This window comes from Arthrobacter sp. JDC6 (assembly GCF_056484025.1).
In genome coordinates this window covers 1,383,949-1,403,766 of record NZ_CM151278.1, presented here as the reverse complement: position 1 = coordinate 1,403,766, position 19,818 = coordinate 1,383,949, and the positions used below count along the sequence as shown (strand labels likewise).

At 64.7% G+C, this 19,818-nt stretch carries 17 protein-coding genes; 3 read left to right on the top strand and 14 right to left on the bottom strand.

The features are described 5' to 3' along the window. Nucleotides 1-48: 48 nt before the first annotated feature. The 6 genes from ACV095_RS06585 to ychF all read right to left on the bottom strand — a co-directional run bounded on the left by ACV095_RS06585 (nt 49) and on the right by ychF (nt 8,655). On the bottom strand, nt 49-1,755 hold the full coding sequence (locus tag ACV095_RS06585) for a dipeptide ABC transporter ATP-binding protein (RefSeq protein ID WP_018768612.1): 1,707 nt from the start codon (nt 1,753-1,755) through the stop codon (nt 49-51). 11 nt (nt 1,756-1,766) lie between these two features. Continuing rightward, the gene (locus ACV095_RS06580; protein WP_478223149.1) at nt 1,767-2,711 is read right to left on the bottom strand and encodes an ABC transporter permease; all 945 of its coding nucleotides are present in this window, start codon (nt 2,709-2,711) and stop codon (nt 1,767-1,769) included. Continuing rightward, nucleotides 2,701-3,630: an ABC transporter permease gene (locus ACV095_RS06575; protein WP_141181986.1), complete on the bottom strand. Its 930-nt coding sequence runs from the start codon at nt 3,628-3,630 to the stop codon at nt 2,701-2,703. Before ACV095_RS06575 ends, ACV095_RS06580 begins: the two co-directional genes overlap by 11 nt. Before the next feature lie 125 nt (nt 3,631-3,755). After that, on the bottom strand, nt 3,756-5,444 hold the full coding sequence (locus tag ACV095_RS06570) for a peptide ABC transporter substrate-binding protein (protein WP_223992180.1): 1,689 nt from the start codon (nt 5,442-5,444) through the stop codon (nt 3,756-3,758). A 285-nt stretch (nt 5,445-5,729) separates the two neighbouring features. After that, a complete protein-coding gene (locus ACV095_RS06565) occupies nt 5,730-7,484 on the bottom strand; it encodes an ABC transporter family substrate-binding protein (RefSeq protein WP_478223148.1) in 1,755 nt (584 codons plus the stop codon). An 85-nt stretch (nt 7,485-7,569) separates the two neighbouring features. Continuing rightward, entirely contained in the window at nt 7,570-8,655 is a 1,086-nt protein-coding gene (gene ychF / locus ACV095_RS06560) for a redox-regulated ATPase YchF (protein ID WP_223992185.1), read from the bottom strand. A 90-nt stretch (nt 8,656-8,745) separates the two neighbouring features. Between ychF and ACV095_RS06555 the strand changes: the two genes are divergently transcribed. Then, complete coding sequence (locus ACV095_RS06555) at nt 8,746-9,975, top strand: DNA recombination protein RmuC (protein WP_018769255.1); 1,230 nt, start codon at nt 8,746-8,748, stop codon at nt 9,973-9,975. 98 nt (nt 9,976-10,073) lie between these two features. Here the strand turns inward: ACV095_RS06555 and ACV095_RS06550 are convergent, their stop codons facing one another. Together ACV095_RS06550 and ACV095_RS06545 are read right to left on the bottom strand one after the other, a co-directional pair. Continuing rightward, nucleotides 10,074-11,153 (bottom strand): 4-hydroxy-3-methylbut-2-enyl diphosphate reductase, encoded by a 1,080-nt coding sequence (locus ACV095_RS06550; protein WP_026265762.1) that lies wholly within the window; start codon nt 11,151-11,153, stop codon nt 10,074-10,076. Nucleotides 11,154-11,162: 9 nt separating this feature from the next. Next, nucleotides 11,163-12,014, bottom strand: a complete 852-nt coding sequence (locus tag ACV095_RS06545) for a hypothetical protein (protein ID WP_018769253.1) — start codon at nt 12,012-12,014, stop codon at nt 11,163-11,165. Nucleotides 12,015-12,178: 164 nt separating this feature from the next. Here ACV095_RS06545 and xseA point away from each other — a divergent pair, with 164 nt between their 5' ends. Further along, entirely contained in the window at nt 12,179-13,549 is a 1,371-nt protein-coding gene (gene xseA / locus ACV095_RS06540) for an exodeoxyribonuclease VII large subunit (protein WP_134163753.1), read from the top strand. Further along, nucleotides 13,546-13,764: an exodeoxyribonuclease VII small subunit gene (locus ACV095_RS06535; protein WP_018769251.1), complete on the top strand. Its 219-nt coding sequence runs from the start codon at nt 13,546-13,548 to the stop codon at nt 13,762-13,764. Before xseA ends, ACV095_RS06535 begins: the two co-directional genes overlap by 4 nt. 65 nt (nt 13,765-13,829) lie before the next feature. Here the strand turns inward: ACV095_RS06535 and ACV095_RS06530 are convergent, their stop codons facing one another. The 6 genes from ACV095_RS06530 to ACV095_RS06505 form a co-directional block, all read right to left on the bottom strand. Beyond that, entirely contained in the window at nt 13,830-14,684 is an 855-nt protein-coding gene (locus tag ACV095_RS06530) for a polyphosphate kinase 2 family protein (RefSeq protein ID WP_018769250.1), read from the bottom strand. 50 nt (nt 14,685-14,734) lie between these two features. Beyond that, nucleotides 14,735-15,955 (bottom strand): pyridoxal phosphate-dependent aminotransferase, encoded by a 1,221-nt coding sequence (locus ACV095_RS06525; RefSeq protein WP_134163751.1) that lies wholly within the window; start codon nt 15,953-15,955, stop codon nt 14,735-14,737. Nucleotides 15,956-16,098: 143 nt separating this feature from the next. Beyond that, a complete protein-coding gene (locus ACV095_RS06520) occupies nt 16,099-17,061 on the bottom strand; it encodes an ABC transporter substrate-binding protein (protein ID WP_056394123.1) in 963 nt (320 codons plus the stop codon). Continuing rightward, nucleotides 17,058-17,804 carry an ABC transporter permease gene (locus tag ACV095_RS06515; protein WP_056394126.1) on the bottom strand — a complete coding sequence of 249 codons (747 nt, stop codon included), beginning with the start codon at nt 17,802-17,804 and terminating at the stop codon, nt 17,058-17,060. The genes ACV095_RS06520 and ACV095_RS06515 overlap by 4 nt, the downstream gene beginning before the upstream one ends. Further along, nucleotides 17,801-18,514 (bottom strand): ABC transporter permease, encoded by a 714-nt coding sequence (locus tag ACV095_RS06510; protein WP_478223147.1) that lies wholly within the window; start codon nt 18,512-18,514, stop codon nt 17,801-17,803. Before ACV095_RS06510 ends, ACV095_RS06515 begins: the two co-directional genes overlap by 4 nt. After that, complete coding sequence (locus ACV095_RS06505; protein ID WP_478223146.1) at nt 18,514-19,614, bottom strand: ABC transporter ATP-binding protein; 1,101 nt, start codon at nt 19,612-19,614, stop codon at nt 18,514-18,516. The genes ACV095_RS06510 and ACV095_RS06505 overlap by 1 nt, the downstream gene beginning before the upstream one ends. Nucleotides 19,615-19,818 lie beyond the last annotated feature (204 nt).

The following is a 19,818-nucleotide window of genomic DNA, read 5'->3' as shown; positions in this document are numbered from 1 at the left end:
GCCGGGACCCGAAGATCCCGGCTCAAGCCGTTCAGCGAAAACGTTCCGCTACGCCACCTCAGGAGGAAGCATCAGCTTCGCACCGGGGATGGCGTTCAGCAGCGCTTTGGTGTAGTCCTGCTTAGGCGCTTCGAAGACGTCGTCCGTGGACCCGGTTTCCACCAGGCGGCCCTTCTCCATCACGCACACGTGGTCTGCGATCTGCCGGACGACGGCAAGGTCATGCGTGATGAACAGGTAGGTCAGTCCAAGGTTGGCCTGCAGGTCGGCAAGCAGGTTGAGCACCTGGGCCTGCACCAGCACGTCCAGCGCAGAGACAGCCTCGTCACAGATGATGACTTCGGGGTCCAGCGCCAGCGCCCTGGCAATGGCAACGCGTTGCCGCTGCCCGCCTGACAGCTCGTTCGGATACCGCTGCATGGCGGACTGGGGCAGCGCCACCTGGTCCAGCAGCGTCCGGACTTTCTTTTCCCGGCTGGCCTGGTCGCCGATCTTGTGGACCCGCAGCGGTTCCTCGATGGTGCGGTAGATGTTGTACATCGGATCGAGCGAACCGTACGGGTCCTGGAAGATCGGCTGCACCCGCCTGCGGAACTTGAACAGTTCGGCAGGCTTCAGGGCGGAGGTGTCGACGCCGTCGAACAGGATCCTGCCGTCCGTCGGCTTCTCAAGCTGGAGCACCATCTTGGCCACTGTGGACTTGCCGGAACCCGACTCCCCCACGATCGCCGTCGTGGTGCCACGCCGGACGTCGAAGCTCACGCCGTCGACGGCGGCGAAGTCCGTGGTCTTGCCCAGCCCCTGGCGGAGCTTGTACACCTTCCGCAGGTCCTGGATCTGCAGGAAGGTATCGGACTTCACCGTTTCAGCGGCGGGCGCAAGGAGGTCCGCCGTCTCCACGCCCTGCTCCTTGGCCACCTGGATACGGCGGCTGGCAAGCGACGGAGCGGACTCCACGAGCCGCTTGGTGTAGGGGTGCTGCGGGTTGCGGAGAAGTTCCAGCGACGGTCCCGCTTCAACGACGCGGCCCTGGTACATGACCACGACCTTGTCCGCGCGCTCGGCTGCCAGGCCCAGGTCGTGGGTGATCAGCAGGACCGAGGTGCCCAGCTCGTTGGTCATGGTTTCCAGGTGGTCCAGGATCTGCCGCTGGACGGTGACGTCGAGGGCCGACGTCGGTTCGTCCGCGATCAGCAGGCGCGGCTGGCAGGACAGGCCAATCGCGATCAGCGCGCGCTGGCGCATGCCGCCCGAGAACTCGTGCGGGTACTGGTTGGCCCGCCGCTTGGCATCCGGCAGGCCTGCCTGGGAGAGCACCTTGGCGATGTCGTCCGGCCCGCTGGGACGGCCGTTCGCCTTCAGAGTTTCCCTCACCTGGTAACCGATCTTCCACACGGGGTTCAGGTTGGACATGGGGTCCTGCGGGACCATGCCGATGGTGTTGCCGCGCAGTTCGATCATGCGCTGCTCGCTGGCGTGGGCAATGTCCTCGCCGTCGAGCAGGATCTGGCCGCCGGAGACCCTGCCGTTGTTGGGCAGGAGCCCGATGGCCGCCAAGGCAGTGGTGGACTTACCGGAGCCGGATTCCCCCACGATTGCCACGGTTTCGCCCGGCATGATGGTCAGGTGGGCGTCCCGGACAGCCTGGACTTCACCGCCGCCGGTCTTGAAGGTGATGGCCAGGTCACGGATTTCGAGCAGCGGCCTGACGCCGGTGGTGCCGGCCTCATCAATGCGGACGTCTGGAGTTGTCATCTCTTTATCTCTCATCGCTGACGGCTCTTCGGGTCAAGGGCGTCACGCACGGCGTCGCCCAGCATGATGAAGCTCAACACCGTAAGGGAGAGCGCGGCGGCCGGGTAGAGCATGATTTCCGGCCGGGTCCTGATTGATGCCTGGGCACCTGCAATGTCATTGCCCCAGGACATGATGCTTTGCGGGAGGCCGATGCCCAGGAAGGACAGGGTGGCTTCCGCAACGATGAACACGCCAAGTTCCAGCGTTGCCAGGACAATGATCGGGGCCAGGGCGTTCGGCAGGACGTGGCGGATCAGTGCGCCGAACTTGGAGACACCCAGCGCCCGTGCAGCGGTGACGAAGTCCGCATTGCGCACCTCGATGACAGCGCCCCGGGTGATGCGGGCCATTTGCGGCCACGCCAGGAGCGAGATAACGAATACCACGGTCCATACGCTCTTGTTCTCGCGGAACAGCGGGAGCTGCGTGATCACCAGTGCGCCCAGCACCAGCGGCAGTGCGAAGAAGATGTCGCCCAGGCGGGCCAGCACGGCATCGATCCAGCCGCCGTAGTATCCGGCGAGGGCGCCGAGGGTCACACCGATGACCAGGACGCAGAGTACCGAGAGCAGGCCCACGGAAAGTGAGGCCTGCGTGCCGTGGATGACCCTGGAATAGACGTCGCAGCCCTGGAAGGTGAAGCCGAACGGGTGCCCGGCGGTGGGGCCTGCCTCGGAGTTGGCAAGCTCACAGCCCTCGTTGGGCGGGGTTGACGTGAAGAGGCCCGGGAACAGCGCAACCACAATCAGGGCAAGGATGAGCAGTGCCGAGATGATGAACAGCGGACGACGCCGGAGCTTGCGCCAGGCATCGGCCCACAGGCTGAGCGGGGCTTGGTCCGCCTTCACGGCGTCAGTGGCCTGCAGCGGGGTCTCATCAATGGGGGCCACGAAGTGGCTGTTATTACTGGTCATAGCGGATCCTCGGGTCAAGCCAGGCGTACAAAAGATCGACAAGCAGGTTGGCCACCACGAACACCAGCACCAGCACGCTGACGATGGAGACGATGGTGGGGCCTTCACTGCGGAGGACAGCCTGGTAGAGCTTGTTGCCGACTCCGGGAACGTTGAAGATGCCTTCAGTAACAATGGCACCGCCCATGAGGCCGCCAAGGTTGGCGCCCAGGTAGGTCACTACCGGGATCAGTGAGTTGCGCAGGATGTGCGCCACCACTACCCGCGGCCGGGAAAGGCCCTTGGCGGTGGCTGTCCGCACGTAGTCGGCGTTCATGTTCTCGCTGACCGATGCACGGGTCAGGCGAAGGACATAGGCGAAGGACACGAGTCCAAGGACCACCGCCGGCAACAGCAGGGTGACCCAGTTGGCGTTGGCGCCCACGGTGGGTTTTGCCCAGCCAAGCTGCACGCCGAACACGAGCTGGAAGACGAAGCCCAGGACGAAGGTGGGGACTGCGATGACCACCAGCGAGGCGACCAGGACAGTGGAGTCGAACCAGCCACCACGGCGCAGGCCGGCGAAGACGCCGAAGGCAACGCCGAAGATGGCCTGGATGGCCAGTGCCTCAATGGCGAGCATCGCCGTCACCGGGAAGACGCGGGCGAGGCTGGCTGCAATCGGCTGCCCCGTGAAGTCATTGCCCAGGTTAAACGTGAAGAGGTTCTTGAGGAACAGTCCGTACTGGACCCAGAAAGGTTGGTCCAGGTTGTACTGGGTGCGCAGGGTGTCGATGACTGACTGCGGGGGCTGGCGGTCGCCGAACAGGGCCGCGATGGGATCGCCCGGCAGGGCGAACACCATGTAGTACACCAAGAGGGTAGTGCCGAGGAAAACAGGGATCACCTGGAGGAGTCGGCGCAGGATGAACCGGATCACAGGATCACCTGCCTTCCGGTAAAGGGGAAAACGCGTTCATGAATGCCTTCCTGCCGCTTGCAAGCCAATGGGGGCCCGGACGTGACCGGAACCCCCATCAGCCTTACGGCAAGTTAGATCTGGGACTACTTGGCGGTGATGCCGTAGTAGAGAATTTCACCGTTCCAGCCGGTTTCGGCCTTCGTGATGTTGTTGCTCCACACGATCGGACGTGCCTGGTCCCACAGCGGCAGGCCGGGCAGGTCCTGGAACAGGATCTCCTGCGCCTGGTTGAACTTGGCGTTTGCCTCGTCGGTGGTCTTGCTGGCAAGGCCTTCCTTGAGGAGCTTGTCGAACTCGGGGTTCGAGTACTTCTCGTAGTTCGACGGAGCGTCAGTGGCCCAAACCGGACCCAGGAAGTTGTAGAGCGACGGGTAGTCACCCTGCCAACCGGAGCGGGTCAGGCCCGGAAGCTGCTGGGACTTGCGCAGGTTCAGGACTTCGGCGAACTTGGCGAAGGGCTGGATTTCAGCCTGGATGCCGAGGTTGTTCTTGAAGCCGTTGGTTACGGCGTCGATCCATTCCTTGTTGCCGCCGTCGGTGTTGGAGGCAATCTGGAGCGGCTTGGAGTCGTCGTACGGCTTGATCTTGTTGGCCTGGTCCCACAGGTCCTTTGCCTTGGCGGCGTCGAACTTCAGGACTTCGCTGCCCTTGAGGCCTTCCTTGAAACCGTCGATGACCGGCGGCGCGAACGCCTTGGCCGGGGTACGGGTGCCGTTGAAGACCACCTTGGCGATTTCCTCGCGGTTGATGGCGTAGGACAGTGCCTGGCGGCGCAGCTTGCCGGCTTCACCCTGGAAGTTCGGGTTGTAACCGGGGATGTTCAGCGTGGAGTCGGTGGCAACAGCCTTGGTGGCATTGCGGTCCGGGAAATCGTTGACGTAGGTCTTCAGGGCGTTGGACGGCAGGACGTCGGTGATGTCCAGGTTGTCCGACTGCAGGTCCGTGTAAGCGGGGCCCGGATCGGTGTAGAACTTGAACGTCACGCCACCGTTCTTGGCGGGGCGGGTGCCGTTGTAGTCGGCGTTCTTGACCAGGGAGATGGACTGGTCGTGGACCCAGGAGCCCTGCTTCTCGAACTTGTAGGGACCGTTGCCCACGGGGTTCTCACCGTAGGACTTGGGGTCCTTCAGTGCTGCGGAGGGCATGGGGTAGAAGGCGGAGTAACCGAGGCGCAGGGACCAGTCGGCCTCAGGCTGGGCGAGCTTGACCGTGATGGTCGAGTCATCCGTCGCCTTCAGGCCCGACATCGTGTCGGCGGTCGGCGCGGGAGTGGTGGTCTTCTTGCCGTCCGCACCTGTCGAGGACGTTACCGCAGATACTTCCGGGTAGCCCTCGATTGACTCAAAGAAGAAGCCGTTCTGCTGCAGGTTCTTCGAGTTGGCGGCGAAGTTCCAGGAGTCGACGAAGGTCTTGGCCGTGATGGCCTCACCGTTGGTGAACTTCTGGCCCTGCTTGACCTTGATGGTCCAGTTCTGCGCGTCGGGAGACTCGATGGATTCGGCCAGCGCATTGACTGCCTTGCCGTTCGCGTCGTAGCTGCGGAGACCTTCGAAGAGCAGGTTGACGACGCGGCCGCCATAAACCTCTCCGGTGTTTGCCGGCAGCAACGGGTTTTGTGGCTCGTTGCTGTAGGCGGTGATGACCTTGTTCGGATCGCCGGCAGCATTGCTGGCACCCTCATTGCTGCCGCCGCCGCCGGTGCCGCATCCGGTCAGGGCAAGCGCGGCGATTGCCACGATGCCCAGTGCTTTGGAAGTGCGCGTAAAACGCATTCCGCCTCCTATGAGTTGTGGGAGAGATGTATAGGGGAATCTTGTGCTTCCCCGCAGGCCGAAGCAGCTCACCGCTGTGACGAAACCTACATATACGGGTTAGCCTAACCGCACAAAGTCCAGATACTGGTACTCCGTTGCCAAACCGTGACCGGCGCAGTCAAATGCCCCAGGCCACAGTGGATAGTTAGGCACGTCACATGCTACTCGCCAGTAAGCCAGACGGCGAATCGGCTGGCGCGGCTCCCCGCAAGGGCCGGAAGACCTAAAGGAAACGCGGCTGCGTCAGGACAGACGCCAGTCCCATACGTTCCACCACACACCGAGGGGGCCGGGACTGGTCTTCACGCCGGCCACCCTGGAGTTGAAGGCAGTTGTGCCGAGGGTTTGGTAGAGGGGCAGCCCGTAGGCGTCCTCCCAGACGTGCTTGTCGATCTCGGCCAGGAGCTCGTCCTGTTTGCCGAGATCCGTCGTGGCGGCGAGTTGTTCCATGATCTTGTCCGCGTCGCCGTCGGAATATCCCGTGAAGTTGCTGCCTGCCCCGGTGCGGAAAATCTGTGGCACCCTGCTGACGCCTCCCTCGGTCCCGATCCACCCTGAGAGGGCGGCCTCAAAGCCGCCCCGGCTCAACGCCGCGGGCCAGTCGGCGCTTGCCAGTCCGCCGTCGACCACCTTGAATCCCGCCAGCGCGGCTGAATCGCGGATCAAGCCGAATGCCCTGGCCCGGTTCGGGTTGTCGCGGTTGTAGAGGATGCGGATGCTGGGAGAGGCGCCCTTCAGGAGCTTCTTTGCACCATCGATGTCCACCTTGGCGTAGTCGGCGGACCCGTTGTTCTTCACGGTGTCGTCGTACTTCGGCTGGCCGGGGAGGAACACCTGCGAATCCAGCGGCTTGGTGTCCTGGGTTCCCACCACCGCATCCACGATCGCCTGCCGCGGCACAGTCTTCAGGAAGGCCTCCCTGACATCCTTGTCGGAGAACGTCCCGGTGAAGTTCAAATCAAGGTGGTCATAGCCGGACTGCTTGTAGCGTTGAACGGTGATGCCCTGGCTGGAGAGTCCGCTGAGGAGGCTGTCCGTTGAGGCCGAAGGCTGGGGCGAGATGATGTCTGCCTGGCCGCTGCGCAGGGCGTCGACTGCTGCCGGCACGGCCCCTGTGAACCTGACGTTGATTTCATCGAGCCAGGGTTCGGCGCCCCACACGTAGTCCCGGTTCCGGACCAGTTTCATGGAGACACCCGGCACGATGTCGCGGACAATGTAGGGGCCGCTGGAGAGGTACAGCGCGGGGTCATCGGGAATGGATTTCGCGTCGAACCCGGTGTTCCAGAAGTCACTGACCTTCTTGAGGGCCGGGTTGGAGGCCGGCTTTTCCGGGTTGCCCCGCGGCGTGTCCTTGAGGAGATTGACCAGGTCTTTTTCGTCGTTGAGTCCACTTTTTGCAGCAACGACGTGGGCTGGGAGTCCGACGTCGAACGCCACTTCCCAGTCAGCGTAGGGCGCGGCGTACTCGATGGTGATGGACCGGCCGTCCGAACCGATGTCGGGGAACAGGGTGCCTGCCAGCCCGGTGGTGTCCGAGGCGACGGAAAAGTATTTGGTTCCCTTCCCGGCCGCTGGATCGACGTCGTCGAAATACCCCGATCCTGCAGCCCAGGCCAGCAGGAGGTCTGCCGCGCCGATCGGGGCCCCGTCTGACCACTTCACGCCCTCGTTGACCGTGTACTTCACCTTGAGCGGCTGGTCCGAGACCTTCTCGAAGTGCCCGAACTTGTCATTGCGGACCACTTTGGAGCTGTCGTCCAGGTAGTAGAAGCCGGAGTGCGTAATGGCACCGATCTTGGAGTTGATGTCGGTATTGCCGCCGGCGCTGTAGGGGTTGAACGAGGAGAACGCATTGACTTCTGCCACGGTGACGCTGCCGCCGCGCTTCGCCTCCCCCACCACCACCGAGGGGGCACTGGTGCCTGAGCAGCCTGAAAGAACCAGGGCAGCCGCCAATACGGCGATGAGCAACTGCATCAGACGCCGGACCGGCATGCCGCCTCCTTGTGTTTTCCCTCTCCGGAGGGGACGGGGTCGCCACGATCACGCCCTACAGACTCAGGATAAGCCGTCCGGCCGGTCAGACGTTGAAGCGGAACTCCACCACGTCGCCGTCGGCCATGACGTATTCCTTGCCTTCGATGCGGACCTTCCCGCGGGACTTTGCTTCAGCCATGGAGCCGGCCTCCACGAGGTCGCTGAAGGAGACCACCTCGGCTTTGATGAATCCGCGCTGGAAGTCGGAGTGGATGACGCCGGCGGCCTGCGGTGCCGTGTCCCCCTGCCGGATGGTCCAGGCCCGCGCTTCCTTGGGCCCGGCAGTGAGGTACGTTTGCAGCCCCAGGGTGTGGAAGCCGACGCGCGCCAGCTGGTCCAGGCCGGATTCGTCCTGGCCGTTCATCTCGAGCATCTCGCGGGCCTCTTCCTCGTCGAGTTCCACGAGGTCTGCTTCGAGCTTTGCGTCAAGGAAGATGCAGTCCGCGGGGGCCACCATGGCGCGCAGCTCCTCCTGCTTTTCCGGGCTGCCCAGGATGGCTTCATCCGCATTGAAAACGTAGATGAAGGGTTTGGCCGTCAGCAGCCCCAGCTCCTTGAGGTGCTCCATCTCCAGCTTGTCGCTCTTGATGGAGGAGTAGATGGTGTCACCCCGTTCCAGGACCGCTTGCGCGGCCTTGATGGCCGCAAGCTCGGCGGCCTCCCGCTTCTTGATCTTGACTTCCTTTTCGATCCGCGGGATGGCCTTTTCGATGGTCTGCAGGTCGGCGAGGATCAGCTCGGTGTTGATGGTTTCCATGTCCGAGCGGGGATCCACCTTGCCGTCGACGTGCACCACGTCGGGGTCATCGAAGACCCGGACAACCTCGGCGATGGCTTCAGCCTCGCGGATGTTGGCCAGGAACTGGTTGCCCAGCCCCTCCCCCTCCGACGCACCCTTGACGATGCCTGCGATGTCGACGAAGGACACGGCGGCAGGCAGGACACGCTGCGAGCCGAAGATCCCGGCGAGCTTCTGGAGCCTGGGGTCCGGGAGGTTCACTACACCGACGTTCGGTTCAATGGTGGCGAACGGGTAGTTCGCGGCCAGGACCTGGTTGCGGGTGAGCGCGTTGAAGAGGGTTGATTTGCCGACGTTGGGCAGTCCGACGATGCCAATAGTTAGAGCCACGAGCATTGATTCTACCCGTCCGGCCCCGGCAGCCCCTACCGGGGAATGTCATTGCCTTTGATTGTCAGAGGCCCGTGCAACAGTGAAGCCATGGATGCTTTTGCCTTGATTCTGGCCCTTCTCATGCTGCTGCTTGGTGCGCTTGCCGGCGCCGCGGCCACTTATTTCTCCCTGCGCAGGAACTCGCATGCCTTGGAGGCGGACTTTGACCAGGTGTCGTCCCGCCTTTCGGAGGTCACGGCGCAGCTGGCAGCGGCCGACGCCGAGCGGCGGCTTTTGGCGGTGCAGAACCGTGAGCTGGGCGAGGCCAGGACGCAGGACGGCAGTGTCCTGCGCGCCCTGGCCCCGGTGGCGGAGAAGCTGTCCGCTGTCCAGCAGCAGGTGGCGCTGCTGGAGCGGGACCGGGTGGAACAGTACGGCCAACTGGCGCAGCAGCTGCAGGAGGCAAGGCTTTCCGATGAACAGCTCATCCGGTCCACGCATGCCCTGGAATCGGCCCTGCGTTCCAACAGCGCCAGGGGCCAGTGGGGCGAGGTGCAGCTGCGGCGTGTAGTGGAGGCCGCGGGGATGCTGCGCCACGTGGACTTTGTGGAACAGGTGCACAGCGCCGGCCAGGACTCGGCTGTCCGCCCGGACCTGGTGGTGCAGTTGCCGGGCGACAAGCAGCTGGTGGTGGATGCCAAAGTCCCGTTGTCGTCCTACCTTGAGGCACAGGAACTGGGTGCGGTGGATCCGCGCGCCGGCCAGCCCTCCGGACTCCAGTCGGTAAGTGATGGGCGGAACCGGCAGGCGCTGCTGGCGGCGCATGCCAAGGCCCTGAGGGCGCACGTTGACGCATTGGGCACCAAGAAATACTGGGACATCCCGGGAAACTCTCCGGAACTGGTGGTCTGTTTCATTCCGGCCGAATCCATCCTGGCGGCGGCTCTGACTGCCGACGCCGGGCTCCTGGATTACGCGTTGTCCCGCAACGTGGTCCTTGCGTCGCCGAGCACCCTGCTGGCCGTGCTGAAGTCGGTGGCATTCACGTGGCGCCAGGACGTCCTGACGGACAGTGCACGTGAGTTGTTCGAGCTCGCGCGGCAGCTGTACGACCGGATGGGCACCCTGGGTGAAAACGTCACCAAACTGGGCTCTTCCCTCAAGTCTTCGGTGGACCGTTACAACGCCATGGTGGGCACCCTGGAAGCCAGGGTGCTGCCCACTGCCCGGAAGCTCAACACGCTCGAGGAGTCCGGCCTGGTGACACCTCCTGTTGTGGAGGTGACGCCGCGCTCGCTGGTGGCACCCGAACTCCAGGGCGACGGCGAAGCCGCCTGACAACGGGCCGCGGATGCAGGACGGGCCGGGCAGTCGTGTGACTGCCCGGCCCGTCTTTTACGTCTGGTTGGCGTCCGGCTGCTGATAATGCAGGGGACTCAGCTGCGGGGCCGGCGTCCGCCAAGGGCGCGGCTGACGTCGCCGGCCTGCTTCAGGGTTGCGCGGAGTTCCTTGGGCAGCGAGAACAGGAGGTCTTCCTCTGCCGTGACCACTTCCTCCACCGCGCCGTAGCCATAGTCTGCCAGGAGCCTGAGGACGTCCTGGACCAGGACTTCCGGAACCGAAGCCCCGGATGTGACGCCCACGGTAGCGACGCCCTCGAACCAGGCTTCGTCAACCTCGTTGGCGAAGTCCACCCGGTAGGAGGCTTTGGCGCCGTACTCAAGTGCCACCTCCACCAGGCGGACGGAGTTCGACGAGTTGGCCGAGCCCACCACGATCACCAGGTCCGCCTTGGGTGCGATCTTCTTGATGGCGACCTGGCGGTTGGTGGTGGCGTAGCAAATGTCATCGCTGGGCGGGTCCTGCAGGGTGGGGAACCGCTCCTTGAGCAGCCGGACGGTCTCCATGGTCTCGTCGACGCTCAGCGTGGTCTGCGAGAGCCAGATGACCTTCTCGGGGTCACGGACAGTTACCTTGTCCACTTCATGGGGACCGTTGATGATCTGGATGTGTTCCGGCGCTTCACCGGAGGTGCCTTCCACTTCCTCATGCCCGTCGTGGCCGATCAGGAGGATGTCGAAATCGTCCTTGGCGAAGCGGACGGCTTCCTTGTGCACTTTGGTAACCAGCGGACACGTGGCATCAATGGTGCGCAGGCCGCGCTCTTCGGCGGATTCGACCACTGCGGGGGAAACGCCGTGGGCGGAGAAAATCACCAGCGCGCCTTCGGGCACTTCGTCCGTCTCCTCCACGAAGATGGCGCCCTTTTCCTCCAGGGAGCTGACCACGTGGACGTTGTGGACGATCTGCTTGCGGACATACACGGGCGGCCCGTAGTGTTCCAGTGCCTTTTCGACGGCGATCACGGCCCGGTCAACGCCTGCACAGTAGCCACGGGGGGCAGCCAACAGCACCTTCTTGGTGCCGTTCACGGGGGCTGCCGCTGCTACGTCCTCAGGCGAGCGGCGCCTGCGTGGAATGGTTGGCATCGAGAGGGGTACAGCCGAGGTGGTCATCCCTCCATGCTACCGGCTGGCCCGCGCCCGTTTCCGGGATGCGAACAACGTCACAACGCCTGCTGCCATAAGAACGCCACCTGTCACCGTGGCCGCTGCGATCCACGTCTGGAAATCGGTGCCTGCGGCGGCCAGGAACTCGTCACGGAACATGTTGGCCACCGCATTGCCGGTGTCCGTGGCCTGGGCACGGGCCGAACCCAGCTGTAAGGCCAAGCCCCACGCCCCTGCAAGGGCCAGTCCGCCGAGTCCGGCTGCCAGCAGCACTGTCCAGCGGCGCCGTGCCGCGACGAGAGCCAGCAGGAACGCTATGGCTGAACCGATGGCCAGGATGTAGCCCATGGGTGCGTACGTGGCCAGCCGCTCGGTCCATTGCCGCTGAACGGGCTGGCCGACATTGATCAGCGTTTGCTCCGGAGGGTCGAGGGGAAGCCGGGTGGTGCGGGAGATCTCCTCCGAGCCGAGGGCAACCAACGGGGCGACGTCGAGGGTTAACGAGGATGCCGAGGCACCGCCCTGCGGACTGGCCGCCGGGTCGGCGAAACTTAGGCGGTGGCTCCGGCGGAGCGTCTCCTCCCACGCCGCCGGATAGCCGGGAAGCCCGGTCAGGGACTCCGCCGCCTTCTCGAGCATCGGCTGGACCAGCCCGGACAGGAAACCGGGGACAGATCCGGTATCGATCGTTCCCACCGCCGCCGCAGCGAGTTTCCTTTGGAAGTCTGAGTCCTTGCCGAGTGGAGCTGCAAGGCGGACAAACCCGTCTTCCTGGACAATGTTCCGGTCCACCCACATGGCGGGAACCGCAACGGCGGCCAGGAGGATGCCCAGCACGGTGGCGATGGCAGAGACAAAAGTGCGCACAACAGGTCCTTCGGGGTTGGGGGCCTTACCCCATCCTAGGCAGGGTGGAAGGGCCGTCCCTGTCAGTGCCCGGTGCTACACCTTATGGATAAGGTTGATTGACCGCCCACAACAGATGAAGGACCGCATGCCCGCAGCACCAGCAGCCTCCCAACGGCGTCCGCATGTCTGACCAGGCCTCCCTTCCGGGTGCGGCGCCCACTACCCTGCCGGCCACAGCGGCGGAAACCAGCCCGGACAACCCCTGGCCGCTGCAGCTGTTGTCGCAGAAGCTTAAGGCGCATATCGACCGCACCCCGTCGGCATGGGTGGAAGGCCAGGTCATCGAGCTGAACCGCCGCGGCACCAACGCCTACCTCACGCTTCGCGACGTGGACGCAGAGGTGTCCCTTCCCGCGTCGGTGTGGACCAAGGTGCTGGAACGGCAGAATCTGCCGCTGGAGCGCGGTTCACGGGTGGTGGCCCTGCTGAAACCGGAGTTCTGGTTGAAGACGGGCAGGCTCAACATGCTGGTGCGGGACATTCGGCCCGTGGGATTGGGCGACTTGCTGGCCAGGATCGAGCGGCTGCGCCAGGCGTTGGCGGCTGAGGGCTTGTTTGCCGACTCACGGAAGAAACCGCTGCCCCTGCTGCCTCACCGCATCGGCCTGATCACCGGGCGGGATTCGGACGCCAAGAAGGACATCCTGCGCAACGCAGCCCTGCGGTGGCCGGCGGTGGAGTTTGAGATCCGCGAGGTTGCTGTCCAGGGGAATACCGCCGTGGCCCAGGTGGTCCGCGCCCTGCGGGAACTGGACGCCCGGCCTGAGGTGGACGTCATTGTCATCGCCCGGGGCGGCGGGGCGCTGGAAGACCTCTTGCCGTTCAACAGCGAGGAACTGGTCCGGGCAGTGGCTGCCGCCGCCACGCCCGTGGTGAGTGCCATCGGGCATGAGGCCGACCGGCCGCTGCTGGATGATGTTGCAGACCTCCGGGCTTCCACCCCCACCGACGCCGCCAAGCGGATCGTTCCCGAAGTCTCGGAAGAACTCGCCGGCGTGCGCCAGGCGCGGGAACAACTGCGGCGGTGCATGGACCGGCTGGTGGACCGGGAGTCGGACCGGCTGGCGGCCCTGCATTCCCGGCCCGTCATGGCGGCACCCGAAGGAATGGTCTCCGTCCGGGCCGAGGAAATCGAGCGGCTGCTGCGGCGGTCCTCTGCGGCCGTGAGCTCCACCGTGGTGCGGGCAGCGGACCAGCTTGAACACCTGAAAGCCCAGGTCCGGGCCCTCTCGCCCCAAAAGACGCTTGACCGGGGGTACGCCGTCGTCGAACTGGCAGGAGACCAGGCCGCCCGGATCGCCCAGGCCGGCCACGCCGTTGTCCGCCGTCCTGCCGAAGCACCGGCGGGGGCCGCCCTGTCCATCCGCGTGGCAGAGGGGCGCTTCGGAGCCACGTCTACCGGCACCATGTCCACCGGGGCCATGTCCACCGGGGCCGGCGGGTCACAATCAGGAAACCCCGACCACCACCAGGAATTGGAAGAGAAGTCATGACCGAACAGAAACCTGAGTCCGACGTCGCAGCCCTGAGCTACGAGGAAGCGCGGGAGCAGCTCATAGCAGTGGTGGGCAGGCTGGAGGCAGGAGGGGCAAGCCTGGAGGAGTCCCTGGCCCTGTGGGAACGAGGTGAGGCGCTGGCGGTACGCTGCGAGGAGTGGCTGGAGGGCGCCCGGAAGCGGCTGGCTGCAGCCCGGGACCAGCCGCTTTAGGCAAACCCGGAAGCGGGGAAAACCAAACAGGGAAGCTGAAGCAGGACCACGGCCAGGGCCGGCCCTCAGGAACGGGCCACCAGCTCCCGCTCGGCAGCTACGTCGAACTCGGCCTTGGGCCACTCCAGCTTCAGGCCGGACAAGGCGCCGAGCAGCAGCTGCTGGACCGCGATCCGGGCGAACCACTTCTTGTTGGCCGGAACAACATGCCATGGCGCGTTGGGCGTACTCGTTTCGTCGATGGCCGCCTGGTATGCGGCCATGTAGTCCTCCCAGTGGGCCCGCTCGTCCAGGTCTCCCCTGCTGTACTTCCAGTGCTTGGAAGGATCATCCAGCCGGGCCAGCAGCCTCTCCTTTTGCTCCGCACTGCTGATGTGGAGCATCACCTTGATGATCTTCGTCCCCGAGTCGGCCAGCCGTGTTTCAAACTCATTAATGGCCACGTAGCGCCGCTTGATCTCGTCCGGGGTGGCCCATCCGTGGACGCGATGGATGAGAACGTCCTCGTAGTGGGAGCGGTCGAACACACCCACCATTCCGGCGGCCGGAACTTCCTTTTCGATCCGCCACAGGAAGTCGTAGGACTTCTCCTCGTCGGTGGGCGCCTTGAATGCCTTGAACTGGACGCCCTGCGGGTTCATCGCCGCCATGACATGGCTGACGATTCCGCCCTTGCCGGCGGTGTCCATGGCCTGCAGGATCAACAGGATCCGTTTGGTCCCCCCGAACCGGGATTCGGCAAAGAGCTTTTCCTGCAACCCGGAAAGTTCGTCGTCCATCTCCGCCAGCAGCAGCCGGCCGTCAGCCTTGTTGCCGCTGTACCCGGGGGTCGAGTCCGGGTCTACTGCGGCAAGGGAGAACCCCTCCCCGGCCCGAAGGGTTTCAGCAGGATGCTGGTCGAAGCCGACGACGCGGGCCATGGGAGTCCTTTCCGCAAGGTTGCACGGACCGGGGGGCCCGTGAGCACAGGCTAGTTCCCCTGGTACCTGGTTAGGAAGTCCCCCATCCGGCCGATGGCCTCTTCAATGTCCTTGACGTTGGGCAGCGTCACCATCCGGAAATGGTCGGGGCGCACCCAGTTGAAGGCACGGCCGTGGGACACCAGGATCTTCTGTTCCTTCAGGAGGTCAAGGACAAACTTTTCGTCGTCCCGGATGTGGTAGACCTCCGGGTCGAGCCGGGGAAAGAGGTAAAGGGCACCCCGGGCCTGCTGCGTGCTGACGCCCGGGATGGCGTTCAGCATGTCGTATGCCTTGTTGCGCTGCTCCAGCAGGCGGCCACCGGGGAGGATCAGGTCGTTGATGCTCTGGTAGCCGCCCAGCGCCGTCTGGATGGCGTGCTGGGCCGGGACGTTGGCGCACAGGCGCATATTGGCCAGGAGGTTGATGCCTTCGAGGTAGTCGGCGGCATCCTTCTTGGGCCCGGAGATGGCCATCCAGCCGGCCCGGTAGCCGCAGACGCGGTACGCCTTGGACAACCCGCTGAACGTCAGGCACAGGACGTCGTCACCGGTCAGTTTGGCGAGGTTCACATGGACGGCGTCCTCGTACAGGATCTTTTCGTAGATCTCGTCGGCAAAAATCACCAGGCCGTGCTTCTCGGCGAGGGCGACGATTTTCTTCAGCGTCTCTTCCGGGTAGACGGCGCCGGTGGGGTTGTTCGGGTTGATGACCACGATGCCCTTGGTGCGCGGCGTGATCTTCGCTTCCAGGTCGTCAAGGTCGGGCTGCCAGCCGGATTCCTCGTCGCAGAGGTAATGCACCGGCCTGCCGCTGGCCAGCGCCACGGACGCGGTCCACAACGGGTAGTCCGGCGTGGGGATGAGCACTTCATCGCCGTCGTCAAGAAGGGCCATGAGGGACATGGTGATGAGCTCGCTGACACCGTTGCCCAGGTAGATGTCATCCACGTGGATATTCTGGATCCCGCGGGTCTGGTAGTACTGCGAGACGGCGGTGCGTGCCGAAAAGATGCCGCGGGAGTCGCTGTAGCCCTGGGCATGGGGCAGGTGGCGGATCATGTCCACCAGGATGGCGTCCGGCGCCTCGAAGCCAAACGGCGCCGGGTTGCCGATGTTCAGTTTGAGGATTCGATGGCCCTCCGCCTCCATCTGCTGGGCGGCCTGCAGGATCGGTCCACGGATGTCATAGAGGACGTTGTTGAGCTTCGTGGACTGCCTGAATTCTGCCATCCCTCAAATATGCCACAGGAAGGATGCATCCCCGTTGAGACGTCCACCACACGGCCGACGGCGGCTGCCGGACCCCCGCAGGTCCGGCAGCCGCCGTCGTTAATCACCAGTCCATACCCTGCCCGTGCGGACAGGGAACCGATTTACTTGACGATGCCCTTGTCCTTCAGCCAGGCGGTTGCTGCCGCCTTGGCGTCCTGCTTCTGGCTGCCGCTGACTGCCCGGTTGAGGTTGATCAGGTCATCCGTCGTGAGCGTGCTGGACACGGAGTTGAGCGCCTGCTTGGCCTTGTCTGTCATCTTGGCCTTGTTGTACAGCGGCAGGACCTGCTGGGCGATGAAGTTGTTCTTCGGGTCCTCCAGCACCACCAGGTCGTTGTCCGCGATGGACGGCGTGGTGGTGTAGATGTCGGCCACCTGCACCTGGTTCTCCAGCAGCGCCTTGAGCGTCACCGGGCCGCCGCCGTCGCTGAAGGGCTCCAGCTTCTTGGGGACGCAGTTGTAGTTCTTCTTCAGTCCGGGCAGGCCGTACGCGCGCTCGGCGAACGTGGCCGGAGCCCCCACTACGATCTCGCTGCAGACCTTGGCCAGGTCCTCGATGGACTTCAACTGGTACTTCTCCGCCGTTGCCTTGGTGACCACCATGGCGTCCTTGTCCTCGGCCTTGGACACGTCCAGCACGCCGAGTCCGTCCGGCAGCTTGCCGGGCAGTGCCTTGGCGATGTCACCGGCGGAGACCTCCTTGGCTTCCTTGTCCACGTACAGCAGCAGGTTGCCGCTGTAGTCCGGCACCACGTCCACCGAGCCGTCCTGGACGGCCTTGAAGTAGACCTCGCGGGAGCCGATGTTCGGCTTCGTGGTGGCGGTGATGCCGTTGGCGTTCAATGCACCGGCATACAGCTCGGCGATGATCTGGCTCTCCGGGAAGTCCGCTGAACCCACCACGAGGGAGGTCGCCCCACCCGATGCACTGCCGCTGGTGGCCGGCGGGTTCTTCAGCGGATCAGACGACCCCCCGCAGGCGGACAATGCCACTGCCAGGCCAAGCCCGGCGGCCAAACCGCTGAACGCCCGCCTTCCGAGGCGCTGGGGACGGCTATCTTTCATGACTTACCTCCTTGAACAACAGTCTCCGCAACAACGGGGTCTGTGAGATCAACCGCAGCCTCATGGCTGCGGTAGGACAGCTTCGAGGCCCCTTGGGTCAGGAACAGCCTCTGGAACAGGGACAGGACAAGGTCGACGGCGATCGCCAGCGCCGCGATGAGGAGGGAACCTCCCAGCATCTGGGGGAAGTCGCTAAGGACAAGGCCGTCGAAGAGATAGCGGCCCAGGCCACCTAGGTTGATGTAGGCAACGACGGAGACGGTGGCGATCACCTGCAGCACGCCGGTCCGGAAACCGCCGAACATGACGGTGAGTGCGTTGGGCAGCTCGGCCCGGAACAGGACCTGCAGTTCAGTCATTCCCATGGCCCGGGCCGCGTCCACCACATTCCGGTCCACGCTGGAGATGCCGGCATACGTCCCGGCCAGCAGCGGGGGCACGGTGAGGATCACCAGCGCCCAGATGGGAGGCATCAGCCCGATGCCGGCCAGCAGAACGAACAGGATGAGCAGGCCCAGGGTGGGCAGCGCGCGCAGGGCTCCGGCCAGGGCGACGACTGCCACCCGTCCCCTTCCCGTGTGGCCGACAAACAGCCCGACGGGAACGGCGATGGCAGTCGCGATCAGCATGACGAGTCCGGTGTACTGCAGATGCTCCAACAGCCGGGCGGGGATGCCCATGCTTCCGGACCAGTGCAGGGGGTCGGAAAGCCAGGCGAAGGTATCTGAAAAGACGTTGCTCACGCTGCTTCTCCCGCCAGGGTGGCGCGCTCCGCAGCGGCGGGCGCAGTGCCGCCTTCATCCCCGCGGCCCCGCCGCGTTCCTGCCCGTTCCCACGGAGTGAGGATGCGTTCCAGCAGGACGAGGACGGCATCCATCAGCAGCGCGAGGATCAGGATGGCGACGATCCCCACCACCACCTCGGTGACGAAGTCGCGCTGGAGGCCATCGGTGAAGAGCATGCCCAGGTTGCCGACACCCAGCAGGGCGGCGACGCTGACCAGCGAGATGTTGCTGACGGACACCACCCGCAGCCCGGCGAACAGGACCGGCAGGGAGAGCGGCAGGTCCACCTGCAGGAACCGGGCCAGCGGCTTGAAGCCCATGGCCTGCGCGGCCTGGCTGACGTCTGCGTCCACGGAATCGAAGGCATCCAGGGCGGCGCGCACCAGCAGTGCCACGGCATAGATGCTCAGGGCCACCACCACGTTGAGGGGATCCAGGATCCGGGTGCCCAGGATGGTGGGCAGGATGATGAACAGCGCCAGCGAGGGGATGGTGTAGAGGAGGGAGGAAGCCGTCAGGACCACGGAGCGGAGTGCATTGTTCTGCCGTGCCAACTGCGCCAGCGGAATGGAAATCAGCAGGCCCAGGGCCATGGGAACGAGTGCCAGCACCAGGTGCTGGCCGCCGCGTTCCAGGATCATGCCGGTGTTGGCCAGGAACCATTCCATCAGAGGGCAGCCTGCCGCAACTGGCGCGCCTCTTCGATCAGCGCCAGGACCTCACCGCCGCGGACCACGCCCAATACCGTGCCATCGGTATCAACGGCGACACCGAGGCCCGACGGGGACGACAGGGCCGCGTCAAGGGCCCGCCGCAGGCTCTCTCCCGGACGGAACAGCGACCCACCCGGAACGAGCTCGGTCTCGGTCCCTGGTGCCGACCATCCCAGGGGATGTTTGTCTGCATCCACCACCAACTGCCAGCCACCGGCAGCACTGGCATCAGACTCATATCCGTCCGGAGAGCGGACGATCGTGGGCACGGGATGGATGGCCACGCCGTCGGACGGCGTGAAGCCCAGGTGGCGGAAGCCGCGGTCCCGCCCCACGAAGGATGCGACGAAGTTGTTGGCCGGCGCCCGCAGGATTTCCTCCGGGGTGGCGTACTGGGCCAGCTTGCCGCCGGTGGCAAAGACGGCGACCTTGTCGCCCAGGATGGTGGCCTCGTCGATGTCGTGGGTTACGAACACGATGGTCTTGGCCAGGTCCTTCTGGAGGCGCAGCAGTTCCTGCTGGAGTTCGTCCCGGACAACGGGGTCCACGGCGCTGAACGGCTCATCCATGAGGAGAACAGGCGGATCTGCGGCGAGCGCGCGTGCAACGCCAACGCGCTGCTGCTGGCCGCCGGACAGCTGGGACGGGTACCGCTTGCCCAGGGAGTGCGCCAGGCCCACCACGTCCAGGAGCTCCTCTGCGCGCTTCCGGGCGTCAGCTTTGGAGACGCCGTTCAGCCGTGGAACGGTGGCGATGTTGTCGAGGACCGAGCGGTGCGGCAGCAGACCTGCCGACTGCATGACGTAGCCCATGGAGCGGCGCAGTTCGGCCGCCGGCACCGTGGTGACATCCCGGCCGTCCACGGTGATGGTCCCTGACGTGGGTTCCACCATGCGGTTGATCATCCTGAGCGATGTTGTTTTACCGCAGCCGGAAGGACCCACGAAGACCGTCACAGCGCCTTTGGCAATGGACATGGACAGCCCGTCCACCGCCGGCTGGCCGCCCGGGTACTGCTTGGTAACGCTCTGGAACTCGATCATCGCCTGGTCCATGGTGCGGACTTACCTGTTCTCTTGGACGGGCTGTTGTCAGCACCGCGACATTGCCATCAGCACGCTGATAGTTACGGTAACCCAAACGGGGGCCGGCTTCAGCAGATGAGGCCCTAATCCCCGCAAAGGAATCCCTACTGTAATCATTCGGTACCCCGCTTGGCGTGGATGGGTAGCCGAAGCCGGGCAGGCCTAAAGTGGAGG